General features: G+C 59.3%; 13 protein-coding genes. 1 reads left to right on the forward strand and 12 read right to left on the reverse strand.

Annotation, left to right across the window (positions count from 1 at the left end; translation table 11 throughout):
* Positions 1-74 precede the first annotated feature (74 nt).
* Positions 75-359 carry a YfcZ/YiiS family protein gene (locus ACE38U_RS03580; RefSeq protein WP_038480707.1) on the reverse strand — a complete coding sequence of 95 codons (285 nt, stop codon included), beginning with the start codon at positions 357-359 and terminating at the stop codon, positions 75-77.
* Positions 360-736: 377 nt separating this feature from the next.
* Here ACE38U_RS03580 and fadL point away from each other — a divergent pair, with 377 nt between their 5' ends.
* Positions 737-2,065, forward strand: coding sequence for a long-chain fatty acid transporter FadL (fadL, locus tag ACE38U_RS03585; protein ID WP_038480704.1), 1,329 nt, complete (start codon positions 737-739; stop codon positions 2,063-2,065).
* A 47-nt stretch (positions 2,066-2,112) separates the two neighbouring features.
* Here the strand turns inward: fadL and ACE38U_RS03590 are convergent, their stop codons facing one another.
* The 11 genes from ACE38U_RS03590 to ACE38U_RS03640 form a co-directional block, all read right to left on the reverse strand.
* A complete protein-coding gene (locus ACE38U_RS03590; RefSeq protein WP_375529182.1) occupies positions 2,113-4,014 on the reverse strand; it encodes a heavy metal translocating P-type ATPase in 1,902 nt (633 codons plus the stop codon).
* Complete coding sequence (gene hflK / locus ACE38U_RS03595; RefSeq protein ID WP_038480698.1) at positions 4,011-5,063, reverse strand: protease modulator HflK; 1,053 nt, start codon at positions 5,061-5,063, stop codon at positions 4,011-4,013. Before hflK (ACE38U_RS03595) ends, ACE38U_RS03590 begins: the two co-directional genes overlap by 4 nt.
* The gene (hflC, locus tag ACE38U_RS03600) at positions 5,060-6,073 is read right to left on the reverse strand and encodes a protease modulator HflC (protein ID WP_038480695.1); all 1,014 of its coding nucleotides are present in this window, start codon (positions 6,071-6,073) and stop codon (positions 5,060-5,062) included. The genes hflK (ACE38U_RS03595) and hflC overlap by 4 nt, the downstream gene beginning before the upstream one ends.
* Positions 6,070-8,034, reverse strand: a complete 1,965-nt coding sequence (gene hflK, locus ACE38U_RS03605) for a protease modulator HflK (protein ID WP_375529183.1) — start codon at positions 8,032-8,034, stop codon at positions 6,070-6,072. Before hflK (ACE38U_RS03605) ends, hflC begins: the two co-directional genes overlap by 4 nt.
* A 167-nt stretch (positions 8,035-8,201) precedes the next feature.
* A complete protein-coding gene (gene mlaA / locus ACE38U_RS03610) occupies positions 8,202-8,960 on the reverse strand; it encodes a phospholipid-binding lipoprotein MlaA (protein WP_038480689.1) in 759 nt (252 codons plus the stop codon).
* A 13-nt stretch (positions 8,961-8,973) separates the two neighbouring features.
* Positions 8,974-10,047 (reverse strand): cytochrome c-type biogenesis protein CcmH, encoded by a 1,074-nt coding sequence (locus tag ACE38U_RS03615; protein ID WP_052049078.1) that lies wholly within the window; start codon positions 10,045-10,047, stop codon positions 8,974-8,976.
* The gene (locus ACE38U_RS03620; RefSeq protein WP_375529184.1) at positions 10,047-10,604 is read right to left on the reverse strand and encodes a DsbE family thiol:disulfide interchange protein; all 558 of its coding nucleotides are present in this window, start codon (positions 10,602-10,604) and stop codon (positions 10,047-10,049) included. Before ACE38U_RS03620 ends, ACE38U_RS03615 begins: the two co-directional genes overlap by 1 nt.
* The gene (locus ACE38U_RS03625) at positions 10,601-12,556 is read right to left on the reverse strand and encodes a heme lyase CcmF/NrfE family subunit (RefSeq protein ID WP_375529185.1); all 1,956 of its coding nucleotides are present in this window, start codon (positions 12,554-12,556) and stop codon (positions 10,601-10,603) included. Before ACE38U_RS03625 ends, ACE38U_RS03620 begins: the two co-directional genes overlap by 4 nt.
* Entirely contained in the window at positions 12,553-13,032 is a 480-nt protein-coding gene (gene ccmE / locus ACE38U_RS03630) for a cytochrome c maturation protein CcmE (protein WP_375529186.1), read from the reverse strand. Before ccmE ends, ACE38U_RS03625 begins: the two co-directional genes overlap by 4 nt.
* Positions 13,033-13,245 (reverse strand): heme exporter protein CcmD, encoded by a 213-nt coding sequence (gene ccmD / locus ACE38U_RS03635; RefSeq protein ID WP_038480676.1) that lies wholly within the window; start codon positions 13,243-13,245, stop codon positions 13,033-13,035. It lies immediately after the preceding gene.
* Positions 13,242-13,982, reverse strand: a complete 741-nt coding sequence (locus ACE38U_RS03640; RefSeq protein WP_038480673.1) for a heme ABC transporter permease — start codon at positions 13,980-13,982, stop codon at positions 13,242-13,244. Before ACE38U_RS03640 ends, ccmD begins: the two co-directional genes overlap by 4 nt.
* Positions 13,983-14,000 lie beyond the last annotated feature (18 nt).

Consider the following 14,000-nt stretch of genomic DNA (forward strand, 5'->3'; position numbering starts at 1 on the left):
TGGGAGAAGCGACACGAATTATTACATAACGAAATGAAACACCCCGCACAATGCAGGGTGTTTGGCAGAGGGGATTAACGCAGGCCGAGCTGGAAGATCATGGTTTCAGCCTGGCAGCTGAACACGAAGTCGATATCCAACTGCACGCCATCAGCCACTTCGGTATAACGCGGGGTAATCTGGCAAGGCTCGGATTCTACTTCGCGGGCTTTGGCCGTTAAGGCTGCCAGAACCTCATCAGCCTGTGCTTTATCAGCAAATACGCGGCTGTAGGAAGCGATGCAATCTGTGTTGTCGATAATGGAACCGACATCAATGCAGCAGCAAACTGGGGTTTCATCGGCGGTATTTTTACTCATCACGCTTTCCTCTGTAATGCGGCCTAAAAAGGGAGATTGGTTAATACAATTGTGGGCATTTTACGCCCACGGTTGTTTCTGCTCCAGTTGATAATCCTCACAAAACCGACAAGTGACGGAAATCACACTTAAAAATGATCTAAAACAAATAACATCCGCCGTTTGCCGGGAAGTTCCCCCGGATTTTGCCAAGCAGATCCCGTTTTTAAGATCAAACTTGAAAAACTTTAGAAACAAACTTGCAACATCCTCGCTGGTCGGACCTATACTCTCGCCACTGGTCTGATTTCTCTGTACCCGATCAGTCCCTACTATTCGCGCTCCTGTTACGGTATGTAACATTGTTTGCATAAAAATAAATCAATGAGGTTTTGGTCATGAGCCAGAAAAACCTGTTTGCAAAGTCAGCCCTCGCGGTTGCAGTGGCAATAGTCTCTTCCCAGGCGTATGCCGCCGGCTTTCAATTAAACGAGTTCTCTTCCTCTGGCCTTGGCCGAGCGTATTCGGGGGAAGGTGCAGTCGCGGATAATGCGGGTTCAGCAAGCCGCAACCCCGCCACCATCATGATGTTTGACCGCCCTTCTTTCTCCGCGGGCGCCATCTTCGTTGACCCGGACGTAGATATCTCCGGTACCTCAAAAACCGGCAAAAGCACCGATGCAAAAAACATCGCGCCGACCGCATGGGTGCCTAACCTGCACTTTGTCGCGCCGATTAACGACCAGTTCGGCTGGGGTGCATCCGTCACCTCTAACTACGGCCTGGCCACCGAATATAATGACAGCTATACCGCCGGTTCCATGGGTGGCACGACCGACCTGACCACCCTGAACCTGAACCTGAGCGGTGCCTACCGCCTGAACAGCAACTGGAGCTTCGGTCTGGGCTTTGATGCTGTCTACGCGAAAGCGAAGATTGAGCGCTATGCGGGTGACCTGCCGCAGCTGATTGCGGGTAACCCGTCTTCCCCGCTGACCCCGGCTCAGCGCCAGGCTATCGGCACATTACCGGCCAATACTCAGATTGCGCACCTCAAGGGTGACAAATGGGGCTTTGGCTGGAACGCCGGTATTCTTTATGAAATCAACAAAGATAACCGCTACGGCTTTACCTATCGTTCTGAAGTGAAAGTTGACTTCGACGGCGACTATAAGAGCAGCCTGCCGGCGGCCTATAACCCGCTGCTGTCTAACTTTGGTCTGCCTTCAGGCACCAATGGCCAAACCGTACCGGGTTCTCTGAGCCTGCACCTGCCAGAAATGTGGGAACTGTCCGGTTATAACAAAGTGGCGCCGAAGTGGGCCGTGCACTATAGCCTGACCTACACCAGCTGGAGCCAGTTCCAGGAGCTGAAAGCGACCGGCAACAACGGCCAGACGCTGTTCTATAAAGACGAAGGCTTCAAGGATGCTTACCGCATCGCGCTGGGCACCACCTACTTCATGGACGATAACTGGACGTTCCGTACCGGTATCGCCTTTGATGACAGCCCGGTTCCGGCCGACAAGCGTTCTATCTCCATTCCGGATCAGGACCGCCTGTGGCTGAGCGCCGGTACCACTTATGCGTTTAACAAAGACGCTTCTGTGGACGTAGGTGTTTCCTACATGCACGGCCAGAAAGTCACCATCGAAGAAGGCCCATACACCTTCAAATCTGAAGGTAAAGCCTGGCTGTACGGCGCGAACTTCAACTACGCGTTCTAAGTTACCGCCCCGAAAAGCAAACCGCCTTCATCACGAAGGCGGTTTTTTTATTTCTGCTCGCTCAGCTTTTCTTCAAACCTTAATAGCCGGCCGGCATTGCCCAGCACCAGCAGCGTGCTGAGATTATGCAGCAGCGCGGCGACAACTGCGCCCGATGCCCCCAGCCAGCCAAAAGCCGCCATCGCGACAATCGCCAGCGTCCAGCCGAGCCCGATAAATACGTTGACCTGCAAAGTACGGCGGCAGCGGCGGCTTAAGCGCACGCAGGTGCCCAGCCGACGAAGATCGCTGCCTATCAGTACAATATCCGCCGACGACATCGCAATATCAGAGCCTCCGGCCCCCATCGCCACGCCGACCACTCCTGCCTTGAGCGCCAGCGAATCGTTGATGCCGTCGCCGATAACCATTGGCCGGTAACCGCTGTCGATTTGCAGCTTCACCTGCTCCAGCTTATCCGCGGGAAGCGCGCCAGCCACCACGTCGACAATACCCACCTGCTGCGCAATGCGGTCGGCAACCGACTGGCGATCGCCGGTCAGTAAAAGCTGACGGTTCAGCCCAAGCTCGCGCAGCTCGGCCATCGCCGTTGCCGCCTCACTTCGCAGACTATCGGCCAGCAGCAGCCAGCCAAGAAAACGCCCATCCAGCGCCAGCCCGACAATCGGGCCGTCATGCTCCGGGGCATCCGGTAAGTCAGCAAGCGTTGTGGCCAACAGCTCGCGCCTGCCGAGCACGGCTTCGCCCTGTGGGGTAGAAGCAGAAACGCCTAATCCCTGATGTTCGCGCACGTTATCGAGCGGGAGCCAGGCCTCACGTGAAACAATCTCGCTCAGCGCACGGCTAACCGGATGGTTGCTCGTCGCCCCGAGGCTGGCCGCCAGGGTTTTCAGCATATCAGGATCGGTATTGCCAAAAGGTCCCACAGCCTGCAGGTGCAGCTTGCCGTGCGTCAGAGTCCCTGTCTTGTCGACCACCACGGCGTTGATCTCCGCCAGTTCCTCAAGAAAAGCTGCGCCACGAATTAAAATGCCGTGGCGGGCGGCAACCGTCAGCCCGGCAATAGAGGAAGCTGGCGCGGAGAGCACAAGCGCACACGGGCAGGCGGCCACCAATACCGCCAGCATCGCCTGGGCATCCTGCGTCAGGAACCAGGTGCTGGCGGCAATCATCAACACCAGCAACAGATAGCGAGCCGCATGGCGCTCCAGCAGCCGGGTTATCGGCGGACTTGCCTGCTCGGCGCTTTGCATCAGAGCGATGACTCGCCCCAACGTCGACGTTTCCCCGGTACGCGTGACCCGGATGCGCAGCAGGCCATCAAGGTTTATCGCCCCACCAAAAACTTCGGCACCGGGCTCAACTTCCTGCGGTACCGACTCACCGGTGATCGGCGCCGTATCCAGGCTTGCTTTGCCCTCCAGCACCAGGCCATCAGCGGGAATATGATCCCCGGCACGCACCTCAACCACATCACCAGGTTCAAGATCGTGGTTGTCGATATCCTGCAACTGACCGTCAGCGCCAACGCGTCTGGCGCGGCTGCGCGTGAGCTTGCTCAGCGCTTCGATAGCTTCCTGAGAGCCGATCACGCTGCGCTCTTCAAGAATATGCCCGACAATCATGATCAGCGGCAGCAGCGCGGCCGTCAGAAGATCGCCCGTCGCCCACGCGCCCAGCAAAGCCAGCGCAATGAGCTGGTCTGTCAGCCCGTGCAGGCTGGGGTAACGCAGGCTGTGCAGCGCATGCCGCAGCACCGGTACCGCCACAACGAGGGATGCCGCGCCCAGCAGTAAATCGCCGACGGCAACCTGCTGAGGCGCTAGCCAGCGCCAGAGCAGGCCGAGAATAAGCGCCCCGCTGGCAATCAGCGCCAGCAGCAGCTGGCGAGTAATATGTTTCTGTTCCTGACGGGTCAGCGCCCCGCCGGCCTGGACTGAAGAAGTCATGGTTTAGCCGCCTCTTTTTGCGCCACGCCCTGCAAAATCAGATGAGCGTCATCCTGCGGCGACACGGTAATCACCGATCCGGCCCGGGACAAAATCTCGGCTATCCGCTGACGGTAAATTCGCCCCAGCAAGTCTGGGTCGTCATGGTTGCTGGCCAGATGGGCGATAGTCGCGGTATCCGACTGCGCTTTAGCCACGCTTTCCTGCGCGTTTGCCTGGGCGGTTTGCAGCATCTGATCGGCCTGCTGCACCGCCTTCTGGCGCGTTAACGAAGCGTCACTTTGCGCGGTCGCCACCGCTTTCGACGCCTGCTGGCTGGCAGTTAATACCGCATTGAACGCCGTCACGGTTGCCAGGGGTAAGGCGGACTGAACGGTCACTCGCTCAAGCGTTATACCCGCGTCGCTTCCCGACTGCTGAAGCCGCAGCAGGTTTTGCTCAATGTTACGCTGCACGTCACTGCGCAGCTGTTCGCGCTGCTGGGCAACGTTCATGTCGTTGCCAGGCATTTCGGGGCGGGCGACCAGAATAGTATCCAGATCGCGTGAAGCACAGACCGCCACCGCCGCGCGTTCAACCAGCCTGTCGAGCAGCGGCAACACATGTTTGCCCTGGAGCACATAGGCTGTCGGCGTTCTGACCCGGTAGAACACGCTGATATCCAGCTGTACCACGCCCGCATCACCGGTCAGCAGGAAGCCGGAACCCGAAACAGCGTCGTTCCCAGGACCGCCGTTAATATCCAGACTTTGCGCCTCGGGCGAACGCAGCAGGGCGGTCACCCGGTGCTCAATCACCCGATCCGCCCCCGGCACCATCACCACTTCATTCACCGGCGCGGGCCAGGCAAGCAACAGCCCCGGCTCGGCGACACGTTGCTCTGCGCCAAAACGCAGCACTACCGCCCTGCTTCCCGCCGGGATTTGCCGGACGTTTGACAGCAGCCAGGCTCCGGCGGCAAACAGCGTCAGCACAAAGATGGCGATAAACGCCAGCCGGATCGACTGCGTCCACGGCCCGCCGGGCTCAAGTTTTTGCCGTTCGGTCATGGTTTTTTATCCGCAGCTTTATCCATCTGTGGCCCGTCAACCAGCAGGCTGAACGGTTTGGCATCGGTACGCAGCACCAGCCGGGTTTGCGCATTGACCATGCCGCTGAGGGCATCAATCTGACGCAGCAGGCTGTAAAGCTGTGGCGCGCTGGCATAGGCTTTGCCGTAAATAGAGGCCGTTTGCACCTGAGCCTGAGCCTCAATATCCGCCGCTTTCACCGAAGCCTGCGCCTCGGTAATACGGGCATCGCGATCCGCTGCGGAGCGAATTTCTGCCGCTGCGCGTTTACCTTCCGCCGTACGTTCAATGGCGATGGTTTCACGCTCGGCGCGCATACGGTCAACGGTGGCATTAAGCGTGACGGCAGGTAGCGTCAGGCGCTCGGTGCCCATTTGTACCAGCCGGATGCCGTAGCTTTGCAGCAGCGGCTGGCTGATTTGCTGCTGAAGATGCGATTCAAACTGCGCCAGCTGCACCTGCTTGCCGTCGGTATTCACCAGTTGAGAAAGCGTGAAGCCGCTGGCGGTGGTTTCCAGCGCTGAACCTAAATAAGTACGGATCTGGCGCGCCGCTTCATCCGGCTGATTCTGCACCGCCCGCATAAAGCGCTGCACGTGCTCAGGCGTGTTGTCTACTTCCCACACCGCATAGGACTGAACGATGATCCTCAGACCATCGCGAGTGCCTACATCCTGCAGCCCGCTTGATGTCGTCCGCAGGCGCAGATCCACCACCGTTGCGGTTTCAAAAGGCGCCGGAATTCGCCAGGCAAGCCCCGGCTCAAGCAGCACCCGAACGGGTTTACCAAAGCGAGTGATCACCAGCGATTCGCCGGATCGCACCTGTACCAGGCTCGCGGCAGCAAGCAGGATAAGCACCAGCACAGCGGCGGCGGTAATACGCTTCCAGATCCCTTTTTTACCGCCTTCCGGGGCAGAAGAACGATCGTGGCCACAGCCGTGACCATGATGATGGTGATGATGTCCATGAGAGTGCGAGTGGCTCACCGGGAAAGCTCCTGTGCGGGTTTAGCTGGCGCATCGCGGCGCGCTGCATCGGTCGAAGTGGGGAAATCACGCAGGTCAAGCGTCGGCGGAGAATCGGCCCCGATCCGCTGGTCGATAACCAGCAAAGGACGGCCGCTGAGCGCCAGCTGAAGCTGCTTAAACCAAAGCTCGTCAATAAAGACCTGCCCGGCCTGCTGGTACGCATTTTTCTGCGCGGCAAAGCGGGTCGCCGTGGCCTGAGCCAGGCTTAACGCTTCGGTGGCGTTGATTTGCGCCGTGTTCTGGCGCACCGCCGCATTAGTTGCGGCCAGCGCGGCTTTTTCTGCCGCACTGCCACGCTCCCGGAGGATCAGCGACTGGGCCGCAATTTGCGCGGCCTGCACGCCGTGAAACGCGTCGGCTGCTCCGGCAGGGGGATGAATTGCCTCAACGACGGTAGAAAGAATCTCCACGCCGCTGTTCAGGTTATCCAGCTGCTGCTGCACGGCGCGGTTAATCTGCAGGGCAAGGTCGTCACGCCGCTCGCTGAGTACGTCGTCCAGCGTTAAAGAGGAAAACTGATGCACCAGCACCTGGTTCGCGGTGCTACGCACCAGCTCCTGAAGATTCACTGCGCGGTAGGTTGCCGCCAGCGCGGCTTTATCGCTCAGCCCGATGCGCCACATAAAGCGCACGTCGCTGTTCACGATTTGCAGGCTTTGTTGGTCCCCGCTTTGGCTGGCGATGATTTGCGCTTTGTCGAAGTTATGGGTGGCATCCCACAGGCGGTCAGCGCTGGCGGGCGCAGGCCCTTCGGCGTCAGCACGTTTTAGCGGCGGCTGATTCGCAGGATCTTCCCCGGCGGCCAGCTCATGTACCTGACCGTTTTCCGTCAGCCAAACCCGGCCAAACGGCCACGGCATGCCCAGATGCAGGCCCGGCTCAAGCACCGCGACCGAACGCCCAAAGCGCTCATAGACGCCGCGCTCGGTGGCCGAAATTTGCTGCAGCCCGGTTAGCAGCCAGCCGCAAAGCAGCATAATGGCTAGCATAGGAATAAAGGCGCGTTTTAAGACGGTAAACGCCCAGACCTGACGCAGGTCTATGCCAAAACGCTGATGCAGTTCCTGCTGCAAAAAGCTGAACGGCCGCGGCGGCCAGGTGAGCTGCGCTGCCAGCTGGCTTTTAGGGATCAGAACAGGTTCTGCGGTGCCGTCGCCGGGCGGGGCAAACAGAGAGAACAGGCCGCGCAGCATAAATTCTGCTGAAACCAGCAGCACCAGCACGGCGGGCAGATTTATCACCAGCGGGCTGTTAAGCTGCGGCCAGATAAGCCCAGGCAGAGTCAGCAGCTGCACCGCCATCACCAGGCGTAACAGCGGAGCTACCGGCCCGGCCTCGGGCGAAGCCTCTTTAGGCACAGCGCTAAGATGGCGCTCGGCCACCAGCAGGACAAAAAGCGAGGCTATCAGGCAGGCAACGGCTATCCAGCGGTTATTGTTCTCCGCCAGCGGAACAAAGCTGGTGTTCCAGCCGGAAAGAGCAATATAGAACGCCAGCGCGCCAAGTGCGCCGGACCAAATTCCCTCAGCCTTAAAAAAGGCTTCAATGCGGGCAAAATTCAGCGGCACAGCGCCTGTAAACCAGCGGGCAATACTGCCCTTTGGGGCTTCTTCCGGCTGAGCCTGAGATTCTGCCTGAGGCGTAACTTTACCGCTGCGCCACTGGCAAATACGCTGGGCGGCATGCAGTGAAATCGCCAGTAACAATAACGCAGCGGCGTTACTGCACAGCAGTGACACCCAGCGCGAGGCGGGCTCCAGAATACTGACGGTCAGCGCCAGCAGGAGCATCATAAATAGCGAGAAGGTTAAGACGAACACCGTTCGCGCAGCGAGTCGGGCCTGCGCGGCGGCCAGCGAATAACGAGCGGGCAGCGCCTGAGGCAGCAGTTCAGCTTCGGGTAACCGGGTAGGTGGCATGATGTTTTAAAGGTGAGGCGCGCAAGGTTTGCGCAGCATTTTACAATTGTTATCTTATAACATACCAATACAAAATGCTGATGGGTAAAGATGTGTCAATTTATGTCATTATGATGACAATAAAAAAGCGAGCTCGAACGCTCGCTTTCTGTCTTCAGATCCCCTGGTTACTGGGAGTCGATATCTTTCAGGTCATCCTGAATCGCCGCCGCGTTCGGGTTCGCTTCCGGCTTCAGCTGGCCGCCGTTGGCCAGGAAGTCATGCCGCTGGAAGTAAGCCTCACGCACCGTGACATACGGGTCAGCAGACTGGCGCAGTAGGCCGTCAGAGTCCAGCAGCTGGGCACGCGTTTCTATCCCTTCCACCGTCCATTTCCCGATAGACATCGGCCAGGTCAGCCAGGAAAGCACCGGATACAGCGTATCGGCAAAGTCACCACCGTCTTCACGCAGCGTGAAGCTGCCGTAGCCAGGCAGCATGACGTAAGGACCGTAGCCCGCACCATAATGGCCCAGCGTGCTGCCGAAGCGGTGAGGCTCGACGCGCTGCAGTTTAGGGTTCGCCATTCCGGCAACGTCGATGAAGCCGCCCATCCCCAGCAGGGTGTTCAGGAAGAAGCGCGTAAAGTGCACCATCCCCTGATACGGGTCGCCCTGCACGAAGTAGTTCACCATGGTGGCCGGCTCTTCGAGGTTGCTGGTGAAGTTGCTCAGGCCGTTACGCGCCGGCACCGGCACATAGTCACGCCACGCCACAGCCACCGGACGCAGCACATACGGGTCCAGCACGTTGTAGTTGAAGTTGAACATTGAACGGTTGAAGCCTTCCAGCGGATCCGAACGTCCCTGAGGCTCCTGGCTGCCGGAACTGGCACATCCCACTAATACCGTTGTTGCCAGAGCAAGTCCGGTCAGGCGGAAATTCATTAGCGTTTCCCTCTTATTGTTTATCTGCGCTTTCAGTGGTGCCCGGTTCAGTTTGGGCCCTCGCCTGATCGATGCTGCGCTCAATGACGGCGCGGCGCTGGTCGTTAGCCGGTAAAACTTTCAGCATGATTTCCCACGCGCCAATCGCCTCACGGTAGTTCTGCCGCTCGAAGGCATTGAACGCCAGCAGGCTGAGCACGCGAATATTCGTGTGGTCATCTTTTAGCATTTCGCGGAGCAGGAGGCCACCCAGCTGGTTGTCCTGCGCGTCGGCGGAGCGGGTCAATACTTCAGCATAGCCCAGCTTTGCCTCGCCGTTTGCGGGCGCAAGTTTATACGCATGAGCAAAAGCTTGTGTAGCCGTCGTTGCGTTATTTAGCACCATGCCAATGCGCCCTAGCATCATCCAGCCTTCAAGATTATCAGGCTGTTGCTGCAATCGCGTGCGTAATCCTAACCCAAGACGCGCCATCTCTTCCATAGTCAGGGGCGCGGCCTGCGGGTCGAGAACACGTTTTAACAACGCTGGCGTCTCGGCGGTCGCCTGCCGCCAGGCCTGTAGCTGGCCCAGCCCGGAGGTTTTCAGATAACTGCCAGCGCTGACCGCCACGAGGATCAGCGCCCCGGGTAAAAAGACCCACAGCGAGATTTTTCCCCTGGCTACCGCCCCAGACTGCGCCGAATAATCCTCCGCCAGAGAAATTTTTTGCCGCCTGCGGCTGCGCAGCACGATAACGCCGATACCGCCGACCACAAACAGCGCGGGCAGCGCCCAGAGGATAACCGTCGCAGGCGTCAACGGCGGCTCGTAGGTGACGAAATGCCCGTAGCGCTCCACCATGTAATCGACGATCTGCGGCTTGCTTTTGCCCTGCTGCATCAGCTCATAAACCTTGAGCTTCATGTCGGAGGCTATCATCGCGTTTGAATCCGCAATGCTGTTGTTCTGGCACTTAGGGCAGCGCAGCTCTTCGGTCAGCTGGCGGAACTGTTGCTCCTGCGCTTCATCCTTAAAAGTGAAGGTATCGATGGCCGCCGCCGCGTGAAGGCTGAACAGCATGCCGATAAGCAAGGAAACTGCACGCATCACGATCCCGCCTCCTGGCTGTATTTCTCCCACAGCGGTTTTAACTCCTGCTGCCAGACGCGATCGTTCAGATCGCCCGCATGGCGATAGCGAATGAACCCTTTCCCGTCGATCAGGAATGTTTCCGGCGCGCCGTACACGCCGAGATCCAGCCCCAGCATGCCGTTGCCGTCAAACAGGCTTAACATGTACGGGTTCCCGAGATCGCGCAGCCAGTTAATCGCTTTGTGGCGGTCGTCTTTATAGTTCATACCCACCACACGCACGCCCTGCGCGGCCAGCCCGTTCAGAAACTTATGCTCGGCTCGGCAGGTTGGGCACCAGGTCGCCCAGACGTTCAGCAGCAGCGGCTTGCCGTCCGCAAGGACTTCGCGGCCCCACTCTTTGCCGGGCTCATCGAGCGATTCCAGGCGAAACACCGGCACCGGTTTGCCAATCAGCGCCGACTCCAGATCGGTGGGCGCTTCGCCCTGCGCGTTACGCGCCAGCTGCCAGAGCAGCAACGAGGCCAGCAGCAGAAACAGCGCCAGCGGAATAAACAGATAGGGGCGCTTCATGCTGCGGCCTCCGGCTTAACTTTACGGCTGCGGTAACGTGGATCGCACAGGCAGAAGAGCCCGCCGAACGCCATCAGCAGCCCGCCCGCCCAAATCCAGCGCACGAAAGGTTTGTAATAAAGGCGCACCGCCCAGCTGCCGTCGGCCAGCTCTTCTCCCAGCGCGGCATAGAGGTCACGGGTGAAACCGCCGTCGATGGCCGCCTCGGTCATCATCGCCCGGTTACTGTTATAAAAACGTTTTTCAGCGTGCAGCGTGGCTTCCGGCCTGCCGTTACGGGTGACGTCGATAACGCCCACGCCGCCGCGATAGTTAGGGCCGGTGATGTCCCGCACTTCGCGGAACACGAAGTGATACTGATGAATATCAATGCTGTCGCCGGACTTCATGCGCACGTCTCGTTCCACGCTGTAGCTCTGGCTAAAGGCGATACCGACCACGGTCACCGCCAGGCCAAGATGCGCGGAAACCATGCCCCAGTGGCTGGCTGGAATTTTGCGTAATCCATCCCAGAAACCGTGGCGGTGCGTGGCGCGCTGATAAACCTCCATCAGCGCCAGCACAAAGACCCAGATAGCCATCAGCAGGCCAACCACCGTCATCGCTTCAACGCGATCCTGCATCAGCCACGGCAGCAGCAGCGACAGAACCAGCGTCACGACCACAGCCGCCAGCAGATGCCTGCGCAGCTTGCCCGGCTCGTCGCGCCGCCAGCGAACCAGCGGCCCGATGCCGAGCATCAGCGCAAACGGCGCCATCAGCGCGGTAAACATCGTATTAAAGAACGGTTCGCCGATTGAAATGCTGCCCAGCCCAAGCTGCTTATGCACCAGCGGCAGCAGCGTGCCCAGCAAAACTACCAGCATGGCGGCAATCAGCAAGACGTTGTTGCCGAGCAGGAAAGACTCGCGCGACCAGAGATCGTTGCTCACGCGGGAGCGCACCTTGCTGCCTTTGACCGCATACAGCAGCAGCGAGCCGCCGATAACGATAACCAGGAAGGCCAGAATAAACATGCCGCGCGCCGGGTCGGAGGCAAAAGAGTGCACCGACACCAGCACGCCGGAGCGCACCAGGAACGTGCCCAGCAGGCAAAGTGAGAAGGCGCTAATCGCCAGCAGCACGGTCCAGGCCTTAAAGCTGCCGCGCTTTTCGGTGACCGAGAGCGAATGGATCAGCGCCGTGCCAGCCAGCCACGGCATAAACGAGGCGTTTTCCACCGGGTCCCAGAACCACCAGCCGCCCCAGCCCAGTTCGTAATAGGCCCACGCCGAGCCAAGCACGATCCCGACGGTTAAAAAGGCCCATGCCGCCAGCGTCCACGGGCGAGTCCAGCGCGCCCAGGCGCTGTCCAGCCTGCCGCCCAGCAGGGCCGCAATCGAGAAAGCAAACGCCACGGAAAAGCCAACGTAGCCCATATACAGCAGCGGCGGATGCACAATCAGGCCGATGTCCTGCAGCAGCGGGTTTAAGTCGCGCCCTTCCAGCGGATAGTCCGGCAGCGTGCGGATAAACGGGTTAGAGGTGAAAATAATAAACAGCAGGAAGCCGAAGTTAATCATCCCCATTACCGCCAGCACGCGGGCATGGTCTTCTTTTGGCATGCTGCGCCCGGTGAGCGAAACGGCAAAAGTCCAGCCGCTCATCATCAGCACCCACAGCATCAACGACCCTTCGTGCGCGCCCCAGGTTGCCGCCACGCGATACCAGACCGGCAATTCGGTATTGGAGTTATTGGCGACATACAGCACGCTGAAGTCGTTCACCACAAAGGCGTTAACCAGGATCAGGAATGACGCGCAAAGGGTAATAAACAGCGCCCAGCTAAACGGCCGCGCGGAGGCCATCAGCCGCTTGTCGCCACGCGCCACGCCCCAGAGCGGGTAAATGCTTAGCAGCAGGGACCAGCCGAGCGCAAGGCTTAGCAGAAAACCTCCGATTTCCGGCATCATGGGGCGTTATCCTTATACACTTCCGGGGCCTGCTGGTGATTCTGCTCCATCGCCGCTTTCACTTCCGGCGGCGTGTAATTTTCATCGTGTTTCGCCAGCACCTCTTTAGCGTGGATAAGCGTGGAACCTTCCATCACGCCCTGCGCCACCACGCCCTGCCCCTCGCGGAACAGATCCGGCAGAATCCCCTCGTAGGTCACGTCCACCACGCCACGAGCATCATACAGCTTGAAGCTGACCTTCAGGCTTTGGCCGTCTCGCTTCACGCTGCCCGGCATCACCATGCCGCCGATCCTCAGGCGCTGCCCGGTTTCCGGCATCAGGTGGCTTTCACCTTTGCCGTAGATAATTTCGCCGGGGGTATAAAACAGGTCGATATTGCTGCGCAGGGCATAAAGCACGAGCGTGATGGTCAGCCCAAGCCCCGCCAGTACCGCTACGGCCAGATAAAGCCGATTTTTACGACGCGGATTCACTTAGACTTCCTCCTGGCGCTGGCGAGCGACGCGGATACGCTGCTCTCTGGCCTGCTGGCGAGCCACCGCCCGCAGAATCGCGCGGTGCTGGTAGCGGGTATGGAAAATCAGCCCGAGCAGCGGCAGCAGCGTAAAGACCACCGCCAGCCAGACGTAAAAGGCGTAGCCGCCCATGGCGAAGAACTCGCTCCAGTGAGTGAACGCCCACGTCATGATTTTGCTCCTCTGCCGTTAGCAAGCGCTAACACCCACGGACGGCGGCTTTCCTGCAGCAACAGCAGGTTACGCAGGCGCATCAGGGTGAGCGTGATAAACAGCGCCAGGAAGCCGAAAATGGTCCAGCGCAGCGGCGTGCGCATCGAAGGGTCGATGGATTGCTGCATATTGGTAGAGCCCTGGTGCAGCGTGTTCCACCACTCCACCGAGAAATGAATAATCGGCAGGTTCACCACGCCGACCAGCACCAGAATGCCGGCGGCACGGCCCGCAAGGCGGCGGTCGTCAAACGCGCTATACAAGGCAATCGCGCCCACGTAGAGGAACAGCAGCACCAGCTCGGAGGTCAGCCTCGCGTCCCAAATCCACCAGGTGCCCCACATCGGCTTGCCCCAGGCGGAGCCGGTAACCAGCGCAATAAAGGTAAACGCCGCGCCGACGGGCGCCATCGCCATCACCGCCAGATCGGCAGTTTTTATCTGCCATACCAGGCCAATAAAGGCGGCAATCGCCATGCTGGCGTAAATGCCCATCGACCACATGGCCGCCGGGACGTGCAGGTACATGATCCGGTAACTTTGCCCCTGCTGGTAGTCTGCCGGGGCAATACCAAAGCCCCAGACGCAGCCAACCACCAGCAGCACCGCGCTGAGAATAGCCAGCCAGGGCAGTAAACGGCCACAGAAGTGGTAAAGCCGCTCCGGTTTAGCAAGCTGATGTAACGTTTTCCACATAGGTTTTGCTCACAAAAC

This window comes from Cedecea selenatireducens (assembly GCF_042138895.1).
In the GTDB taxonomy this organism is placed as follows: Bacteria; Pseudomonadota; Gammaproteobacteria; order Enterobacterales; family Enterobacteriaceae; genus Cedecea; species Cedecea selenatireducens.

What these genes read in the sequence shown, in the direction of transcription:
- ACE38U_RS03640 (WP_038480673.1), bottom strand. Translation starts at nt 13,982, where the DNA reads ATGTGGAAAACGTTACATCAGCTTGCTAAACCGGAGCGGCTTTACCAC.
- ACE38U_RS03615 (WP_052049078.1), bottom strand. Translation starts at nt 10,047, where the DNA reads ATGCGTGCAGTTTCCTTGCTTATCGGCATGCTGTTCAGCCTTCACGCG.
- ccmD (WP_038480676.1), bottom strand. Translation starts at nt 13,245, where the DNA reads ATGACGTGGGCGTTCACTCACTGGAGCGAGTTCTTCGCCATGGGCGGC.
- ACE38U_RS03580 (WP_038480707.1), bottom strand. Translation starts at nt 359, where the DNA reads ATGAGTAAAAATACCGCCGATGAAACCCCAGTTTGCTGCTGCATTGAT.
- ACE38U_RS03590 (WP_375529182.1), bottom strand. Translation starts at nt 4,014, where the DNA reads ATGACTTCTTCAGTCCAGGCCGGCGGGGCGCTGACCCGTCAGGAACAG.
- hflK (WP_038480698.1), bottom strand. Translation starts at nt 5,063, where the DNA reads ATGACCGAACGGCAAAAACTTGAGCCCGGCGGGCCGTGGACGCAGTCG.
- ACE38U_RS03625 (WP_375529185.1), bottom strand. Translation starts at nt 12,556, where the DNA reads ATGATGCCGGAAATCGGAGGTTTTCTGCTAAGCCTTGCGCTCGGCTGG.
- mlaA (WP_038480689.1), bottom strand. Translation starts at nt 8,960, where the DNA reads ATGAATTTCCGCCTGACCGGACTTGCTCTGGCAACAACGGTATTAGTG.
- ACE38U_RS03620 (WP_375529184.1), bottom strand. Translation starts at nt 10,604, where the DNA reads ATGAAGCGCCCCTATCTGTTTATTCCGCTGGCGCTGTTTCTGCTGCTG.
- hflK (WP_375529183.1), bottom strand. Translation starts at nt 8,034, where the DNA reads ATGCCACCTACCCGGTTACCCGAAGCTGAACTGCTGCCTCAGGCGCTG.
- fadL (WP_038480704.1), top strand. Translation starts at nt 737, where the DNA reads ATGAGCCAGAAAAACCTGTTTGCAAAGTCAGCCCTCGCGGTTGCAGTG.